General features: G+C 70.7%; 16 protein-coding genes and 1 pseudogene. 7 read left to right on the forward strand and 10 right to left on the reverse strand.

The features are described 5' to 3' along the window. Positions 1–5: 5 nt before the first annotated feature. The gene (locus tag ACFVW8_RS05435) at positions 6–1202 is read left to right on the forward strand and encodes a lipid-transfer protein (protein WP_389686300.1); all 1197 of its coding nucleotides are present in this window, start codon (positions 6–8) and stop codon (positions 1200–1202) included. A gap of 102 nt (positions 1203–1304) precedes the next feature. Beyond that, positions 1305–2729, forward strand: a complete 1425-nt coding sequence (locus tag ACFVW8_RS05440) for an MFS transporter (protein ID WP_389686264.1) — start codon at positions 1305–1307, stop codon at positions 2727–2729. Positions 2730–2770: 41 nt separating this feature from the next. Here the strand turns inward: ACFVW8_RS05440 and ACFVW8_RS05445 are convergent, their stop codons facing one another. From ACFVW8_RS05445 to ACFVW8_RS05465, 5 genes and pseudogenes are all read right to left on the reverse strand, one after another. Then, entirely contained in the window at positions 2771–3403 is a 633-nt protein-coding gene (locus ACFVW8_RS05445) for a response regulator (RefSeq protein WP_389686302.1), read from the reverse strand. Positions 3404–3519: 116 nt separating this feature from the next. Further along, a complete protein-coding gene (locus ACFVW8_RS05450; protein ID WP_389686265.1) occupies positions 3520–4674 on the reverse strand; it encodes a N(5)-(carboxyethyl)ornithine synthase in 1155 nt (384 codons plus the stop codon). A gap of 561 nt (positions 4675–5235) precedes the next feature. Further along, on the reverse strand, positions 5236–6063 hold the full coding sequence (locus tag ACFVW8_RS05455; RefSeq protein ID WP_389686266.1) for a hypothetical protein: 828 nt from the start codon (positions 6061–6063) through the stop codon (positions 5236–5238). Between the two features lie 44 nt (positions 6064–6107). Continuing rightward, positions 6108–6245, reverse strand: a pseudogene (locus ACFVW8_RS05460) (IS5/IS1182 family transposase); the annotation flags it as partial. Positions 6246–6275: 30 nt separating this feature from the next. Beyond that, positions 6276–6632, reverse strand: a complete 357-nt coding sequence (locus ACFVW8_RS05465) for a winged helix-turn-helix transcriptional regulator (RefSeq protein ID WP_389686268.1) — start codon at positions 6630–6632, stop codon at positions 6276–6278. A 68-nt stretch (positions 6633–6700) separates the two neighbouring features. On the opposite strand from ACFVW8_RS05465, the gene ACFVW8_RS05470 reads away from it, so the two are divergent. Both ACFVW8_RS05470 and ACFVW8_RS05475 read left to right on the forward strand, forming a co-directional pair. Beyond that, positions 6701–7261, forward strand: a complete 561-nt coding sequence (locus tag ACFVW8_RS05470) for a carboxymuconolactone decarboxylase family protein (RefSeq protein ID WP_389686270.1) — start codon at positions 6701–6703, stop codon at positions 7259–7261. A 67-nt stretch (positions 7262–7328) separates the two neighbouring features. Further along, positions 7329–7622: a DUF1330 domain-containing protein gene (locus ACFVW8_RS05475; protein ID WP_389686272.1), complete on the forward strand. Its 294-nt coding sequence runs from the start codon at positions 7329–7331 to the stop codon at positions 7620–7622. Between the two features lie 170 nt (positions 7623–7792). On the opposite strand, the gene ACFVW8_RS05480 is transcribed toward ACFVW8_RS05475, so the two are convergent. The 5 genes from ACFVW8_RS05480 to ACFVW8_RS05500 all read right to left on the reverse strand — a co-directional run bounded on the left by ACFVW8_RS05480 (position 7793) and on the right by ACFVW8_RS05500 (position 12242). Continuing rightward, a complete protein-coding gene (locus ACFVW8_RS05480) occupies positions 7793–8260 on the reverse strand; it encodes a GNAT family N-acetyltransferase (RefSeq protein WP_389686274.1) in 468 nt (155 codons plus the stop codon). Positions 8261–8632: 372 nt separating this feature from the next. Continuing rightward, a complete protein-coding gene (locus ACFVW8_RS05485) occupies positions 8633–8872 on the reverse strand; it encodes a hypothetical protein (protein ID WP_389686276.1) in 240 nt (79 codons plus the stop codon). 453 nt (positions 8873–9325) lie between these two features. Beyond that, on the reverse strand, positions 9326–10564 hold the full coding sequence (locus ACFVW8_RS05490) for a sensor histidine kinase (RefSeq protein WP_389686278.1): 1239 nt from the start codon (positions 10562–10564) through the stop codon (positions 9326–9328). A gap of 11 nt (positions 10565–10575) precedes the next feature. Next, positions 10576–11298 (reverse strand): ABC transporter permease, encoded by a 723-nt coding sequence (locus ACFVW8_RS05495; protein WP_389686280.1) that lies wholly within the window; start codon positions 11296–11298, stop codon positions 10576–10578. Further along, the gene (locus ACFVW8_RS05500; RefSeq protein ID WP_389686282.1) at positions 11298–12242 is read right to left on the reverse strand and encodes an ABC transporter ATP-binding protein; all 945 of its coding nucleotides are present in this window, start codon (positions 12240–12242) and stop codon (positions 11298–11300) included. Before ACFVW8_RS05500 ends, ACFVW8_RS05495 begins: the two co-directional genes overlap by 1 nt. 294 nt (positions 12243–12536) lie before the next feature. Here ACFVW8_RS05500 and ACFVW8_RS05505 point away from each other — a divergent pair, with 294 nt between their 5' ends. Genes ACFVW8_RS05505 through ACFVW8_RS05515 form a run of 3 tightly spaced genes read left to right on the forward strand, consistent with a single transcriptional unit; the run spans position 12537 to position 15508 of the window. Next, positions 12537–13409 carry a MaoC/PaaZ C-terminal domain-containing protein gene (locus tag ACFVW8_RS05505; protein ID WP_389686284.1) on the forward strand — a complete coding sequence of 291 codons (873 nt, stop codon included), beginning with the start codon at positions 12537–12539 and terminating at the stop codon, positions 13407–13409. 40 nt (positions 13410–13449) lie between these two features. Further along, positions 13450–14526: a Zn-dependent alcohol dehydrogenase gene (locus ACFVW8_RS05510; RefSeq protein ID WP_389686286.1), complete on the forward strand. Its 1077-nt coding sequence runs from the start codon at positions 13450–13452 to the stop codon at positions 14524–14526. A 40-nt stretch (positions 14527–14566) separates the two neighbouring features. Next, complete coding sequence (locus ACFVW8_RS05515) at positions 14567–15508, forward strand: 3-oxoacyl-ACP reductase (RefSeq protein ID WP_389686288.1); 942 nt, start codon at positions 14567–14569, stop codon at positions 15506–15508. Positions 15509–15545 lie beyond the last annotated feature (37 nt).

The raw sequence follows: 15545 nt of genomic DNA on the forward strand, positions 1-15545 counted from the left end.
CCATGATGAGGTCATACATCGTCGGCGTCGGCATGACGAAGTTCGAGAAGCCCGAGAGCCGCGACTGGCAGTACTGGGACATGGTGAAGGAGGCCGGGACCGCGGCACTCGCCGATGCCTCCGTCCGGTACGAGGACATCCAGCAGGCAGCCGTCGGCTACTGCTTCCAGGCCTCCACCGCCGGACAGCGCGCCGTCTACGAACTCGGACTGACCGGCATACCCGTCTACAACGTCAACAACAACTGCGCCACCGGCTCCACCGCGCTGATGATGGCCCGGCAGTTCGTCGAGGGCGGCGGCAGCGACTGCGTCCTCGCGCTCGGCTTCGAGAAGATGGCGCGCGGATCCCTCGGCGGCGGCGGATCGGACGGCGGAGCGGGTGATTTCAAGACGTCCCCGGTCGCCCGCCACTACGGGATCATGGCCGCGGGCCACGGCTTCGAAATGACCCCGCCCACCGCCCAGATCTTCGGCAACGCCGCCCGCGAGCACATGGAGCGCTACGGCACCACCGAGGCACAGCTCGCCGCGGTCGCCGCCAAGAACCACCGCCACTCGACGGGCAATCCGTACGCCCAGTTCCAGGACCCGTACACGGTCGACGAGGTCCTCGCCGCCAAACCCATTCACCGCCCGCTGACCCGGCTCCAGTGCTCGCCGACCTCCGACGGGGCGGCGGCGGCCGTCGTCGTCTCGGAGCGCTTCGTCGAGCAACACGACCTCGGTGAACGGGCCGTGGAGATCGCCGCCCAGGCCATGACGACCGATACCGAGGACTCCTTCGCCTCCGGGACCTGCATCGACGCGGTCGGACTGCCGATGTCCCGGGAGGCGGCACGGCAGGTGTACGAGTCCGCCGGCATCGGCGCCGCCGACCTCGACGTCATCGAACTCCACGACTGCTTCTCCATCAACGAACTCCTCACCTACGAGGCGCTCGGGCTGTGCGGCGAGGGCGAGTCCGGGGCGCTCGTGGAGTCCGGCGCCACCACCCACGGGGGCCGCTGGGTGGTCAACCCGTCCGGTGGACTGATCTCCAAGGGGCACCCGCTCGGCGCCACCGGAATCGCCCAGGCCGCCGAACTCACCTGGCAGCTCAGGGGCGAGGCCGGCGCCCGCCAGGTGCCCGACGCCCGCACCGGCCTGGCCCACAACATCGGGCTCGGCGGCGCGGCGGTGGTGACACTCCTGCGCCGCTGACCTCGCACGACCACCCGGGCCCCGGTCCTACGCCGCTGGACCGAGGCCGGTACGGTCCGGAAACCGATGTACGGGGTGCAGGGCGGCTGCGAGTATGACGTCATGGTTGACGTCTCGACGCCCGCACGCCGTATCACCCGGCCCCGTACCCGCACCTGGGCGGTGGTGCTCGCCGCCTGCGTCGGCCAGTTCCTCGTCGTGCTCGACGTGTCCGTCGTCAACGTCGCCCTCCCGTCCATGCGGACCGACCTGGGGCTGAGCACCGCCGGACTCCAGTGGGTGCTCAACGCGTACTCGATCGCCTTCGCCGGATTCATGCTCCTCGGCGGACGGGCCGCCGACCTCTACGGCCGCAAGCGGATGTTCCTCGTCGGCCTCGGCCTCTTCACCGCCGCCTCACTGGCCGGCGGGCTCGCCCAGGAGGGCTGGCAGCTGCTCGCCGCCCGCGCCGCGCAGGGGCTCGGCGCCGCCGTACTCGCCCCCGCGACCCTCACCCTGCTCACCGCGGCCGTGCCCGAGGGGCCCGCCAGGACGAAGGCCATCGGCACCTGGATGGCGGTCGGCGCCGGCGGCGGCGCGACCGGCGGACTGATCGGCGGAGTGCTCACCGACGCACTGTCCTGGCGGTGGGTCCTGCTGATCAACGTGCCGGTCGGCGTGCTCGTCATCACCGGCGCCGCGATCTGGCTCGCCGAGGGCAAGGCGGGCGAGCGGAGCCGGATCGACCTCCTGGGCGCGCTGCTCGTCACGGCGGGCCTGGCCTCCGTCGCGTACGGCATCGTGCAGACCGAGGAGTCGGGCTGGACCGCGTCCACGACCCTCGTCCCGCTGCTGGGCGGCCTCGCGCTGCTCGCCCTGTTCGTCCTGGTGGAGTCCCGCACCGCGAAGCCGCTGATGCCGCTGCGGGTGCTCGGGGCGAGGGCGGTGGCATCGGCGAACGTGGCGATGTTCGTGATCGGCTCCGCGACGTTCTCGATGTGGTACTTCATGACCGTGTACGCGCAGAACGTGCTGGGCTACAGCGCACTGCAGGCCGGCCTGGCCCTGATGCCCACCTCGGTGGCGATCGTCGTCGGCTCCAAGAGCGCACCCCGTCTGATGGCCCGGGTCGGCGCGAAGAACCTGGCGCTCGTCGGCACGGTGGTCGCCGCCGCGGGCTTCGGCTGGCAGTCCACGATGACGGCCGACGGCTCCTACCTCACCTCCGTCTGCCTGCCCGGCGTGCTGATGATGACCGGCACCGGCCTCGCGTCCACCCCGCTCGCCTCGCTGGCCACCTCCGGCGCCGCCCCCGGCGAAGCGGGCCTGGTCTCCGGCCTGGTCAACACCTCCCGCACGATGGGCGGCGCGCTCGGCCTGGCCGTGCTCTCCACGGTCGCCGCCGCCCGCACGGACGGCGGCACGGCCCCGGCAGACCTCACGGCCGGCTACGCCCTGGCCTTCCGCACCTCGGGGTCGGTGCTGCTCGCCGGACTGCTGCTGATGATCATCTGGCTGCCGCGCCACCGGTCGTCCGGGCAGCTCTGAGGGCGGCTCCCAGCGGCCCGCCGGCAGCGCTGACCACGCTCCTAGAGCCACCCCTGCTGCCGCGCGGCCCGGACCGCCTCCATCCGGTTACGGGTGGCGGTCTTGCCGATCGCCGACGACAGGTAGTTGCGCACGGTCGACTCCGACAGATGCAGCTTCGCCGCGATGTCGGCGACCGTCGCCCCGTCCGCCGACGCCAGCAGGGCGTCGCGCTCCCGGGCGGTCAGCGGACTCGGCCCCGCGCTCAGAGCGGCGGCGGCCAGCGCCGGATCGATGACGGTCTCCCCGGCCAGCACCCGCCGGATCGCCGCCGCGAGCTCCTCGACCGGCCCGTCCTTCACCAGGAACCCCGCCGCCCCGGCCTCCATCGCACGCCGCAGATAGCCGGGCCGGCCGAAGGTGGTGAGGATCAGCACCCGGCAGTCGGGCACCTCCTCCCGGAGATCGGCGGCCGCGTCCAGACCGCTGCGCCCCGGCAACTCGATGTCCAGCAAGGCGACATCGGGCCGGGAGGTCAGCGCGGCGGCCACGATCTCGTCGCCCGCACCCACCTGGGCCACCACCTCGATGTCCGGCTCAAGCCCGAGCAGGAGGGCGAGCGCGCCCCGCATCATCCCCTGGTCCTCGGCGAGCAGCACTCGTACGGACTTGGCGGGCCGGTGGTCCTGCGGCATCTCGTTCACGGGGAACAGGGTATGAGGGGGGTGCCTGTTGGGGTGCGTCGACCGGCCGGGGCGGCCGGTCAGGGGCGTACCCGGAGTGGGTCTGCCACCGACCGGACCGCGTCGGTTCACAGCAGCGCGTGCGGGTACTGCTCGGCGCGGTTCTGGAAGGCCAGGACCGCGGGGTTCTGGACGGTGCCGTCTCGGATCTCGATCGCCCGGCTGATGGTGCGGTCACCGTCCCAGCCGGCCGGCCCTTCGAGGACCGTCCGCAGGAACGGGATCAGCGCCTCGCTGTTCTCCCAGGTAGCCGCGTCCCACAGGTAGGAGGGGCTGTGGTCCACGGCGTAGTAGTGGACGTTGGTGCCGACAGTGAACATCGGCTCGCTGAAGGTCGTGGGCCGGGCCCAGGCGAAACCCATGCCCTCGTCGCAGGAGACGTCGATGACGAGGGTGCCGGGCGCGAGCTTCGGCAGATCCTCCTCTATCAGGAACATCAGCGGCGCAGCGGTGTCCTGGAGCACGCAGTTGACGATGATGTCGTGCCCGGCCAGGAACTCGGCCAGCGGCTCCGGACCGTCCTCGGTGAGCGCGATGCTGCGCCGCGGGTCGAGGGTGCCGTCGGCGACGTCGTGGTCGAAGCGCACGATCCGTGCCGAGTGGATCGGTGAGCTGACGGCGGTGGTGCCGCGGGCGGTGAGCACATCCACTTCGTACACGCCCAGCGCGCTGAGCGCGGTCACAGCGCCGCGGGCGGTGGCGCCGAAGCCGATCACCGCCGCACGCCGCCGACGCCCGTAGTCACCGGTCGCCCCGGTCAGCTGCATGGCGTGCAGCACCGACGAGTAGCCGGCCAACTCGTTGTTCTTGTGGAAGACGTGCAGGTTGAACCCGCCCTTCGGGGTCCAGTGGTGCATCGCCTCGAAGGCGATCAGGGTGAGCCTGCGGTCGATGGCGGCCTGCGTGATCTTCTCGTCCTGCACGCAGTGCGGCCACCCCCACAGCACCTGCCCGTCCCGCAGCTCCGCCAGATCCTCATACAGCGGTTTGGCCAGCAGGATGACGTCGCACTCCGCGATCAGTTCCTCGCGCGGGCGGAAACCGGCTACGTGCGGTGCGATCTGGGAGTCCGGGACACCGAAGTGCTCGCCGTATCCGGTCTGCAGAAAGATGCTGGAGCGGAGGTCGGCGTCGATGCGTTCGAAGTGCGCCGGGTGAACCGGCAGACGGTGTTCGTTCTCTTTGCGGGCCTGCGACACGATTCCGAGCTTGAGCTGCTGCAAAATGCCCCTCTGTTTACCCCCTGTGTAACACACCCGGAAGGGCACGGCTCCGGCGGACAGCGCTCCTTCGGGCCGAAGGGCGGCGTGAGCGTCGCGCGCGGGCGCGCTCGCGATTCCGGGGGCCGCCCAGGCGGACGAGTTCTCGGGCGATGTCAAGATCACGAAAGTGGTCGTCAACGGCGAGAAGAACATCGCTGACGATCAACCCGCGCATCGAACCCCAGGACAACACCACGGCCGGGATCTGGACCGTGAGCGCCCACGCGATGGCCGACGACGGTGACTACATCGGCAAGGAATCCGCCGCCAAGGCGAAGGTCCTGCGCAACTCCAGGCTGACGGCCAACGCCTCGCCGGAGCCGGTGAAGCCGAGGTGGCAGGGCGTGCGCTCGCAAGCCGCCAACTTGCGAACGCATTCCGCGTGCTGGGTGGACGACCACGTGCGGCCCCGGTTTCTGTTCCGGCGAGCCCCGCCTCACCGGCTCCAGGAGCTTGATCTGCTTCATGCACGCGGGGCACGTCTCACCTGCGGGTCAATACACCTGAGGGCTGTCCCGGATCCTAGAGGTTTTGTGTGGTCACACTGTGTCCGGTGACAGCGAAGTCCTTACCGGCGGTCCTGTAGGACTGCGTCGCCTCGCGTGCCTCAGTGAGGGCTCGCTGCCGGAGGCGGCCGCCGAACAACTGAATCGTGGTGGCGGCCAGGACGTCGTCCCTGCCGATGGTCCGCGCGTCCCCTCGGCGGGTGGACAGGGCCCCGAGGGATTCCTGGGGGGACGGGGACGGGCCCGGTTCGTCCGATGTCACGAGGGTGACCGTACCGAAGCGTTTGACCCCGCCCTCGCGGACGACCATGGCCGCATCCCGGGCGAGGTCCGTCAGGAACACGCTCGCGATCCCGTCCAGGTCGCGGACCATCGCCGGGACGGCCGTCACCCCCCGGTTCCGCAGCAGCTTCTTGACCCCGGCCTCGAACCTGTGGGCGCCGGCCACCGCGCTCGGTCTGCGCGACCTGCTGCGCTTACGAGGGGGCACGATGACACCCTCGGCGTCGTACATGACACCGTTCAGGCCCTTGAACGTCGGGCTGTGGTCGTACCACTTGCCGCCCACCTCCAGCTCGACGTTCCGGTCGATCGCCGAGAGAAGGTCCCTGGGTATCAGCTTCTTCCGGGCCTCCTCCGCCGCAGCTCCCCTCGCGGCGTCGATGATCTCCGTCAGCACGGTCCGCGTCACCGACGCGGCGGCCCACGTGGCCGACCGGGAGACGTGCATCGGGGTCACGTCCCTGAAAACCGTTCTGACGAGAGAAGGCTTGAACGGCGAGACGTCCATGACCGAGGCGGTCTCGGGACCGATGCGCTCAAGGCGTGCGGGCTGTGCGGTCATTGGAAGAACCCTCCCTTAGGTGCTGTCACGCAAATGATCTCTGACAGTGTCCGGTCCTCCGGAGACAGGCTCCACGCCTGCCCCTTACCGACGGCGTCCGCACCCCCGCGTCGCGGACCCGTTACCGCCTTCCCGGAAGAACGAGGGCTCAGCCCGGTGAACGGGGCTGTCCAGGACGGCACCGCTGCCGTGTCGGGCCGGCCACGCGATGATCATTCCAGTCCTCCTGCCGTCGCGGGTCCCACTTCCTCGGCCCAACGTCGGCTCCAGGCGTCCAGCGGGCTCAGCGCCTCGACAAGGTCCTGGCCGAGCTGAGTGAGGCGGTAGCCGTCGCCGTCCGGGGCGAGCAGGCGGGCGCCGGACAGTTCCTCGATCCGGGTACTGAGCACGCTGGAGGACATGCGCTCGCATCGGCGCTGCAACTCACGGAAGCCGGCCGGAGCTTGACCCAGTTCCCACAGGATCCGCATCGTCCAACGCCGTCCGAGCAGGTCGAGTGCGGCCATCACCGGACGACCCGATTCGGACCCCCGCACTGGCACACCCGGACGTGGCGCGCTGGCTTCCATAGTCACTCCTTGCGCTTCGGTTATCGAAGCATCATAGTGATTCGAAAATCGAAGCAGGAGGTGTTGGGATGTCACGCATAGAACCGCTCGCCCCGCCCTACCCCGCCGACGTCGACCGGGCGCTCCGCCGATGGATGCCGCCGGGTGTGCCGCACGAGCCACTCGCGCTGTTCCGCGTACTGCACCGTAACCCGGAGCTGGCCTCACGCATGTTCGCCCTCGGTGCCGGTCTGCTGGGCCATGGGCTCCTCCCCGCCATCGACCGGGAGATCGTCATCGCCCGCGTGACCGCGCGATCCGCCTGCGCTTACGAATGGGGCGTCCACGCCGCGACCTTGGCCCCGCAGGCCGGACTCGACCCGCAACAACTCCGGGCAACTACCCAACCCGACGCAGCAGCCAGCGCTCCATGGTCCCCACGCCACACGGCACTGCTCCACGCCGTTGACGAACTGAACGACACGAACCAGCTCACCCAGTCCGCCTGGGACGCCCTGCACACACACTATGAAGAGGCCCAGTTACTTGAACTGCTCGTACTGGTCGGCTGGTACCGAACCATCAGCTACCTGGCCAACGGGCTCCTGCTGGAAGAGGAACCCTGGGGTACCCCGTTCCCCACACGGTGACTACGTTCCGCTTCTACCGACCACCAGCCCGTAAGTCAGACGTACTCGTCCCCACACCGGAGGTTCCATGCCCAAGGGCTACTGGGTCAGCGCCTACCGCACCATCTCGGACCCCGAGAAGCTGGCCGCCTACAACAAGCTGGCCCCCGCGGCCGTCAAGGCCGGGGGCGGTCGGATCTGCGCCCGTGGCGGTCGGGTCGTGGCGCATGGCGCCGGAATCCCCGAGCGCACCGTCCTGATCGAGTTCGACAGCTTCGAGCAGGCCGTCGCGGCGTACGAGAGCGCGGCCTACCAGGAGGCGCTGGTCGCCCTCTCCGACGGCGTCGAGCGCGACTTCCGCATCGTCGAAGGCATCGACTGACCTGTTCCACGATGCACCGCTCCGGCTGCGGAACGAAGCCCTTCCCCTGATCATCGGCTCGATCGATACCCACTGCTCGTCCGCTAACGGCCTACCCCACGATTAATCTCGAGGTGGGTGATCGGAGCTCTTCGGACCTTCCAGTCGTGTGGGGGTAGGCGGTCTCGGAATCAGCGGTGCAGCGCGAACTGGGCCATGCGTAGGCCCGGTGCAGGTTCGAAGTCGACGGAGCGGCTGAAGCCGAGCCTTTCGTACAGCTTCACGGCGGGCTGGTTGTCCGCTCCGGTACTGACTCTCACCTCACCCCTGTCGGTCACCTTGGCGAGCAGGTGGTCCAGCAGGCAGGAGGCAAGACCCCGGCGGAACCAGGCAGGGTCCACGCAGACCCGGTCGATGTGGGTGACGTGCTGGCCGGCGGTTTCGGTCTGCCAGGCCACGAAGGCAGCCACCGTTCCTTCGGTGGTCACCGCGCCCAGCCAGCGCAGGGGCCGGGCCGTCATGTCCTGGAGAGATTCGGACAGGGCGGGGATGCCGTCGAAGCCGATGAGTTCGGCCTCGACGGCATAGGCGCGCAGGCCCACCGCGTGCACTGTGGAAGCGACCGTCGCATCTCTCAGGTCCAGCTCGCGGATCAGCATGCCGGGCGGCATAGGCGCCCAGGCAGAGGAATGAGCAAGGTCATCGTCGGGCATACGCCGAGGCTATCGGGCTGGGCTCCAACGCCGATCTCGGTCGGGAGCGCGGGGACATGGAGAGAGCCGCGAGAGTTGTCTGTTCGTGCAGATGAATCAGGCTCGCGTGGCCATGCCCCACCTCGCCTTCACCGGTCTCTCCCGCCAACATCTGGGTGCGCTGGTCGCGGAACATGCTGCGCGTTGCGGGAAGCCCTCTGCGAGTCCGGGCGCCCATGGCCGACGCGGTGGGGCCCGCCAACGGGAGGCCGGGGCAGGTCCGAAGTACGGTGACGATCATTGCCACGATCGAGCGATCGCGAACACGGAAGACTGGGCTTAACGAGCTGGTTGAGCCAGCGAGGCGGCCAGCAGCAGGAGTTGGGGTACGGCGAGCAGGGGTGCGGCCACCGCGGTGAGCCGGGTCCTGGCGCGGTGGGGCGCGCCGTGGGCCTTCCCCGGCCGGGCGAGCCAGGCGCAGAGGGTGCCCGCGAGGAGGGTCAGCAGGAGGCCGAGCAGCGTGCCCCGGCGCACCGGGGGTATCCGGGCGACCTGACCCGTCTGGGACTTGCTCGCCACGACGAGGGGGAGTGTGCCGAGCACGGCGGCGGACGAGTCGGGCTCCCCAGCGCAAGGCGGTCGTGCGGGGCGGGCGGGTCAGCGCCAGCGTCGCCGCGTGTGTGGGCAGCAGCAGGAGCGAGAACCAGTTGAGTAGCGCGGCCAGCAGCACGGTCGTGCCGTAGGCCGCCCAGAGCCCCGCGCCACGCCTGCCGGTCGCGTCGATCGCCTCGACCAGCAGCAGGCAGGCCGGCGCCGCACAGGCTGTGACCAGGGCGTACGAGCGCCCCTCCTGCGCGTACTGCTGCACTCCGGGGATTAAGGAGAAGGCCAGGCTCGCAGCCAGTCCCGTGCACGGGTCGGCCAGCCGGGCGCCCAGGAGGGTGATCACGGCGGCAGCGCCCGCCATCGCCAGGACGGAGGGGAGCCGCATCGGGCCGACCGGATGAAGACAGGCCCCGCCACCGCCCCCGTCTACGCGCCCGGGGCCGGGGCGGTGGCCGTGCCGCCGACCTCGTCCTCCCCGCCCGGCTCGCCCACGGGCAGTTCCGCCGTCACCACGAACCCGCCGCCCGGCCCCGGCCCCGCCTCCAGTGACCCGCCCGCCGCCGCCAGGCGTTCGGTCAGCCCCTTCAGCCCGGTGCCGCCGATGCCCGGGGTCGAGGAAGGAGTGTCCGCCGACGGGCCGCGGCCGTCGTCGGTGACCGTCAGGCGGACCCGGTCCGGGGTGCTCGCGATCACGAACGCGCAGGCGGTGGCGGTGGAATGGCGCAGGACGTTGGTGACGGCCTCCCGGGTCACCCAGCCCAGCAGTGCCTCCGTCTGGGGGGCGAGCGGTGGTCCCGAGCGGCGGACGGTCGGTTCGATGCCGGCGGAGGTCAGCGCGGACCTGGCCCGGTCGAGCTCGGTGGCCAGGCTGCCCTCGCGGTAGCCGGTGACCGCCTCGCGGATCTCGGTGAGCGCCTGCCGGCCGACCGACTCGATGTCGGCGACCTGCTGGAGCGCGTTGTCCAGGTCGCGGGGCGCGAGTCTGCGCGCGGCCTCCGCCTTGACGACGATCACGGACATCGTGTGGCCCAGCAGATCGTGCAGATCGCGGGAGAAGCGCAGCCGCTCCCGCTCCACCGCGCTCCGGGCCAGCTCCTGCCGGGTGGAGCGCAGCTCCATCACGGTCTCCGACAGGGTGAGCAGCGCGGACGTCACCGCACCGGAGATGAACGTGCCGTACGCCAGCGTCCACGGTGTCGACGCGCTGTCCTTGTGCCAGATCGCGACGAGGCACGCGGTCACGGCGAGGGCGAGCAGACCGACCGCCAGCCAGCGACTGCGCAGGATGGTCCCGCAGGCCAGCGAGAGCAGCGGGAAGAACAGCAGCCAGCTGCCGCCGTAGCCGCCCGCGAGCGCCAGCGTGACGGCGGCCAGTGCGCCGATCAGCACATACGACACCGGGCTTTCGCGCTTCTTCTTGTTGAAGCCCCGGAACACCACGGAGATGTACAGGGAGTTGAAGGCGAGCAGGCCGGCACCGCCGATCCAGGGGCTGGGGGTGTCGCCCTGGAACAGGTTGGAGAAGGAACCGAGGCCCATCAGCAGCCAGGGCAGCAGCACATAGGGCCCGGGGGGTCCCGGACGCCGGTGCTCCTTCCGCCACAGCCGCCGCTCCGCCCGCCGGCTGCGCCGTTCCTCGCGCGCTTGTGATCCGCTCCTGGACATGTTCACTCCCGTCACATGGTCCTCGCGGACCGACGGTACGAGATCACGGCGTACGCACCGAACAGCAGCAGCCACGCGCTGAGCACGCCGATGGTGGTGGCGCCGGGTGCGTGGCCGTCGGTGGCCGCCCAGCCGAGGTCGGCGAAGCGGTTGGCGGGGGTGAACTCGCCGATGGAGCGCAGCCACCCGGGAAACAGCTCCAGCGGGAACCACAGACCGCCGACGATCGCGAAGCCCATCAGGCACGCGACGTTGACCACGCCGGTGCCCTGCGGGGTCAGCCGGTAGCCGTTGCCGAGGCCGAGCAGGGTGAAGGGCAGGGCGCCGATCCACAGCAGCAGGACCAGCGCCGCCCACTGCCAGGCGGCCAGCCGTACCCCGTTGACCAGCCCGCCGGCCAGCAGCACCGTCAGGATCGTCGGAAGGACCGTCACCGAGCCGCTGACCGCACGGCCCACGACCGCCTGTGAAGGGGAGAGCGGGGTGACCCGCAACTGCTGGAGCCAGCCCAGCGACTTGTCGGAGGCGACCCCCGTACCGATCGACATCGCGGAACCCAGTGCCCCGTACGCGGCCATGCCGACCATCGAGGCGGTCTTCCAGCCGTCGGCGCCGTCATCGCCGCCGAGGTTGGTGAAGAGCAGGTACATCATCACCGGCATCCCGGTGCCGAAGAGCAGGAAGAAGCTGTCGCGCAGCGTCCGGCGGATTTCGAGCACGATGTACTGGAACATCAGACGGTCTCCGTTCGGTTCCGCGCGGCGACGGCCGCGGTCGAGGTGAGGGAGAGGAAGGCGGTCTCCAGCGTGGCCGGGGAGACCTCCAGGCCCCGGATCAGGCCGAGGCGGGCGAGCTCCACGACGGTGGCGTCCGAGTCGGCCGTGTGCAGCAGCGCCCGGTCCCCGGTCACCTCGACGGTGGCGACGCCGGGCAGCAGCTCCAGCCCGTCGGTGGACCGGCCGGCCAGGTCGAAGGAGACCTGGTGGTGGCCGGCCGCGGCCTTGATGGTGTCGCCGCTGCCGTCCGCGACGATCCGGCCCCGGTCGATGACGACGATCCGGTCGGCGTTCCCGTCGGCCTCCTCCAGATAGTGGGTGGAGAAGATCACGGTGTTGCCGCGCCGGGCGTAGGTCCGCATGGAGTCCCAGAACGCGTGGCGCCCCTCCACGTCCAGGGCTGCCGTCGGCTCGTCCAGCACGATGAGTTCCGGATTGCCGGCCAGTGCGACGGCGAACCGGACCCGCTGGGTCTGGCCGCCGGAGAGCTTGTCGATCCGCCGGTTCGCGTACTCCGTCACGCCTGCCAGGGCCAGTGCCTCGGTGACCGGCAGCGGACGCGGATAGGTGGAGGCGACGAAGGCGATCAGCTCGCGGACGGTCACCCGGGGGATGGGCTGTCCCTCCTGGAGCATCGCGCCGACCAGACCGGCCCGCACCGCCTGTACGGGGGTACGGCCCAGTACCCGCACACTGCCCGAGTCCGGCTCGTCCAGGCCGAGCAGCAGGCTGATGGCGGTGGACTTCCCGGCACCGTTGCGGCCGAGCAGGGCGACGGTCTCGCCGCGTTCGACGGTCAGCCCGATCCCGTCCGCAGCCCGCACGCTCTGCCCTGCCCGGCCGAAGGTCTTGACCGCACCGGTGAAGACCACCGCGGACCCGTTCCCCGTTGTCTGTTTCATGTATCTGACGCTACGGAGCCGGGGTGCCGCTCCGGCAGAGGCGCATGTACGGACTCCGGCATGACAAATGTCCTGCCCGAGCCGACGGGAACGGTGGCCGGATTATGGCCCCCTGCAGTGATCTGACGATACGTCAGGAGTCTTCCCAACTGCTGGGCGCTGCGTTATACATGGGGCCACCGGCTAGAACGCGTTCTAGGGCGGACGTGGTCTCCGGTCCCGCACGACCTCGGTGCGGCCGACGGTGCGGACGGCCGCGCCGAGGTCTTCCCACCATCAAGGAGCAGCTTTCCCATGCCCATTGATGCCGCAGAGGCGGTTGCCGCCGAACCCCGCTCGACCTCGATCAGCTGGGACCACAAGGACGTCCAGCTCTACCACCTGGGCCTCGGGGCGGGGACGGCCCCCGGCCGGCCCGACGACGCCACCGACCCGGACGAGCTGCGCTACACACTGGAGTCCCGGCTCCACGTCCTGCCGAGCTTCTCCACCGTCGCGGGCGCAGGCCTGGCGATGGCCGGCGGCCTCGCGGCCCCGGGGGTCGATGTCGACCTCGCCGCCGTGCTGCACGGCGGGCAGTCCGTGCGCCTGCACCGGCCGATTCCGGTGCAGGGAAGCGCCGTTCAGACCTCGAAGGTCGCCGCGGTGTACGACAAGGGCAAGGCCGCGGTCCTCGTGCTGCGTACCGAGGCCACCGACGACGACGGCCCGCTGTGGACCAACGACGCCCAGATCTTCGTGCGCGGCGAGGGCGGCTTCGGCGGTGACCGCGGCCCCTCGGAGCGGCTCGCACTGCCCGAGCGCGCACCGGACCGGGTGGTGGAGCGGCCGGTGCGCCCGGATCAGGCGCTGCTCTACCGGCTCTCCGGCGACTGGAACCCGCTGCACGCCGACCCGGAGTTCGCCAAGCTGGCCGGCTTCGACCGGCCGATCCTGCACGGGCTCTGCACCTACGGAATGACGCTCAAGGCGGTGGCGGACACCCTGCTGGACGGCGATGTGGCCCGCATCGGCTCCTACCGCACCCGGTTCGCCGGGATCGTCTTCCCGGGCGAGACCCTCCGTATCCGGATGTGGGCCGGTGACGGCCGCGTCCAGGTGGCGGTGACCGCCGTCGAACGCGACGACGCGCCGGTCCTCGCCGACACGCTCGTCGAACACTCCTGAAGCACGTACCGCACGTACCGACCCCGAGGGGAGCCGCACCATGCGCGCAGCCGTACTGCACGAGACAGGCCAGGACAAACTCGAAGTCCTCGACGACGTCGAGGCGGTGGGCTTCGGCCCCGGCAAGGTCAGGCTCCGCATCCGGGCCACCGGACTGTGCCACTCCGACCTCTCCGCGATGAACGGGGTGCTGCCGCAGCCCGCCCCCTTCGTCCCCGGCCACGAGGGCGCAGGCGAGGTGCTCGACGTCGGCGACGGGGTGAGCGGGCTCAGCGCCGGTGACCGGGTGCTGGTCTGCTGGCTGCCCGCCTGCGGCGCCTGTCCGTCCTGCAAGCGCGGCCAGACGCACCTGTGCCTGGCCGGTTTCATGAACGCGGGTACGCCCAACTTCAAGCGCCCCGGGGGCGATGTCTTCGGCTTCGCCGGCACCGGCACCTTCACCGAGGAGGTCGTCGTCGGCGCGGACTGCGCGGTGCCGATCCCCGACGACGTGCCGTTCGAGATCGCCGCCCTGATCGGCTGCGGCGTCACCACCGGACTCGGCGCCGCCATCAACACCGCACAGGTGGAGGCCGGTTCGTCGGTCGCCGTGATCGGCTGCGGCGGGGTCGGCATCTCCGCGATCCAGGGGGCGAGGGTGCAGGGCGCCGCCCAGATCGTCGCCGTGGACCCGGTGGCCTCCCGGCGCGAGGCGGCGCTGCGGTTCGGCGCGACGGAGGCGGTCTCGCCCGACGAGTTCGGCGACGCCAAACAGCGGATCACCGCCGGCGAGGGCTTCGACTACGTCTTCGAGGTCGTCGGCAAGTCCGCCACGGCCCGCGCCGCGTACGAGAACACCCGGCGCGGCGGCACCCTCTGCGTCGTCGGCGCGGGCGCCATGGACGACAACTTCCAGGTCAACATGTTCGAGCTGTTCTTCGACGAGAAGCGGATCCTGCCCTCCATGTACGGGGGAGGGGACGTGCTCCGGTCGTACGAGCGGGCCATCGCGCTCTGGCGGGCCGGCCGCATCGACCTCGAATCGATGATCACCCACCGGGTGCGGCTCGACGGCATCAACGACGCCCTCGACCAGATGCGGACCGGCGAGTCGCTGCGTACCTGCATCGAACTCTGACCCACCGCCCCGCCCCTTCCCGAGAGGACCCCGAGATCCGATGTCACTTCCCCTGGACGGACTGTCCGCGATCGTCACCGGAGCCGGCCGCGGCCTCGGGCGCGCCGAAGCGCTGGAACTGGCGCGGCTCGGCGCGGCCGTCGTCGTCAACGACTACGGGCAGCCCGGCCGCGACGGCTCGGGCGAGGCGTCCGCCACCCCCGCCGAGCAGGTCGCCGAGGAGATCCGGGCGGCCGGCGGCCGGGCGGTCGCGCACCTCGGCGACGTGTCCGACCACGAGCAGGCCCGCGCCCTGGTGGAACTGGCCGTCGACACCTACGGGCAGCTCGACGTCCTGGTCAACAACGCGGGCATCCTGCGCGACCGGATGATCTTCTCGATGACCGAGGACGAGTGGGACTCGGTCCTGCGGGTGCACCTCAAGGGCCACTTCAACACCACGCATTTCGCCGCGGCCCACTGGCGCTCCCGGTCCAAGGCGTCCGGCGGCCCCGTCTACGGCCGGATCGTCAACACCTCGTCGGAGGCGTTCCTGGCCGGTTCGGCGGGCCAGCCCAACTACGCGGCGGCCAAGGGCGGCATCGTCGGGCTGACCACGTCCACCGCGCTGGCCCTGGCCAAGTACGGCGTCACCGCCAACGCCATCTGCCCGCGCGCCCGGACCAGGATGACCGAGGACGTCTTCGCGGGCTTCCAGGAACCGCAGGACGGGCGGCTGGACGCGCTCGCACCCGAGCATGTCTCGCCGCTCGTCGGCTATCTGGCCTCCCCGGCAGCGGCCAAGGTCAACGGGCAGCTGCTCGTGGTGCACGGCGGGATGGTCGCGATCGTCGAACGCCCCAAGGTGGCGGCGAAGTTCGACGCGGCGAAGGAGACGTTCTCCTTCGACGAACTGGACGAGCTGATCTCCCCGTACTACGAGGACCGCCCGCCGAACGAGACGTTCGCCGCGGCGGAGGTGCTCGGGCTGAAGCGGGACTGACCGGCCGCGCACCGCACAGGGGAGGGCCCCCGCAGCC

Origin of the sequence: Streptomyces sp. NPDC058221, from assembly GCF_042882365.1 — a bacterium.
Lineage (GTDB): Bacteria > Actinomycetota > Actinomycetes > Streptomycetales > Streptomycetaceae > Streptomyces.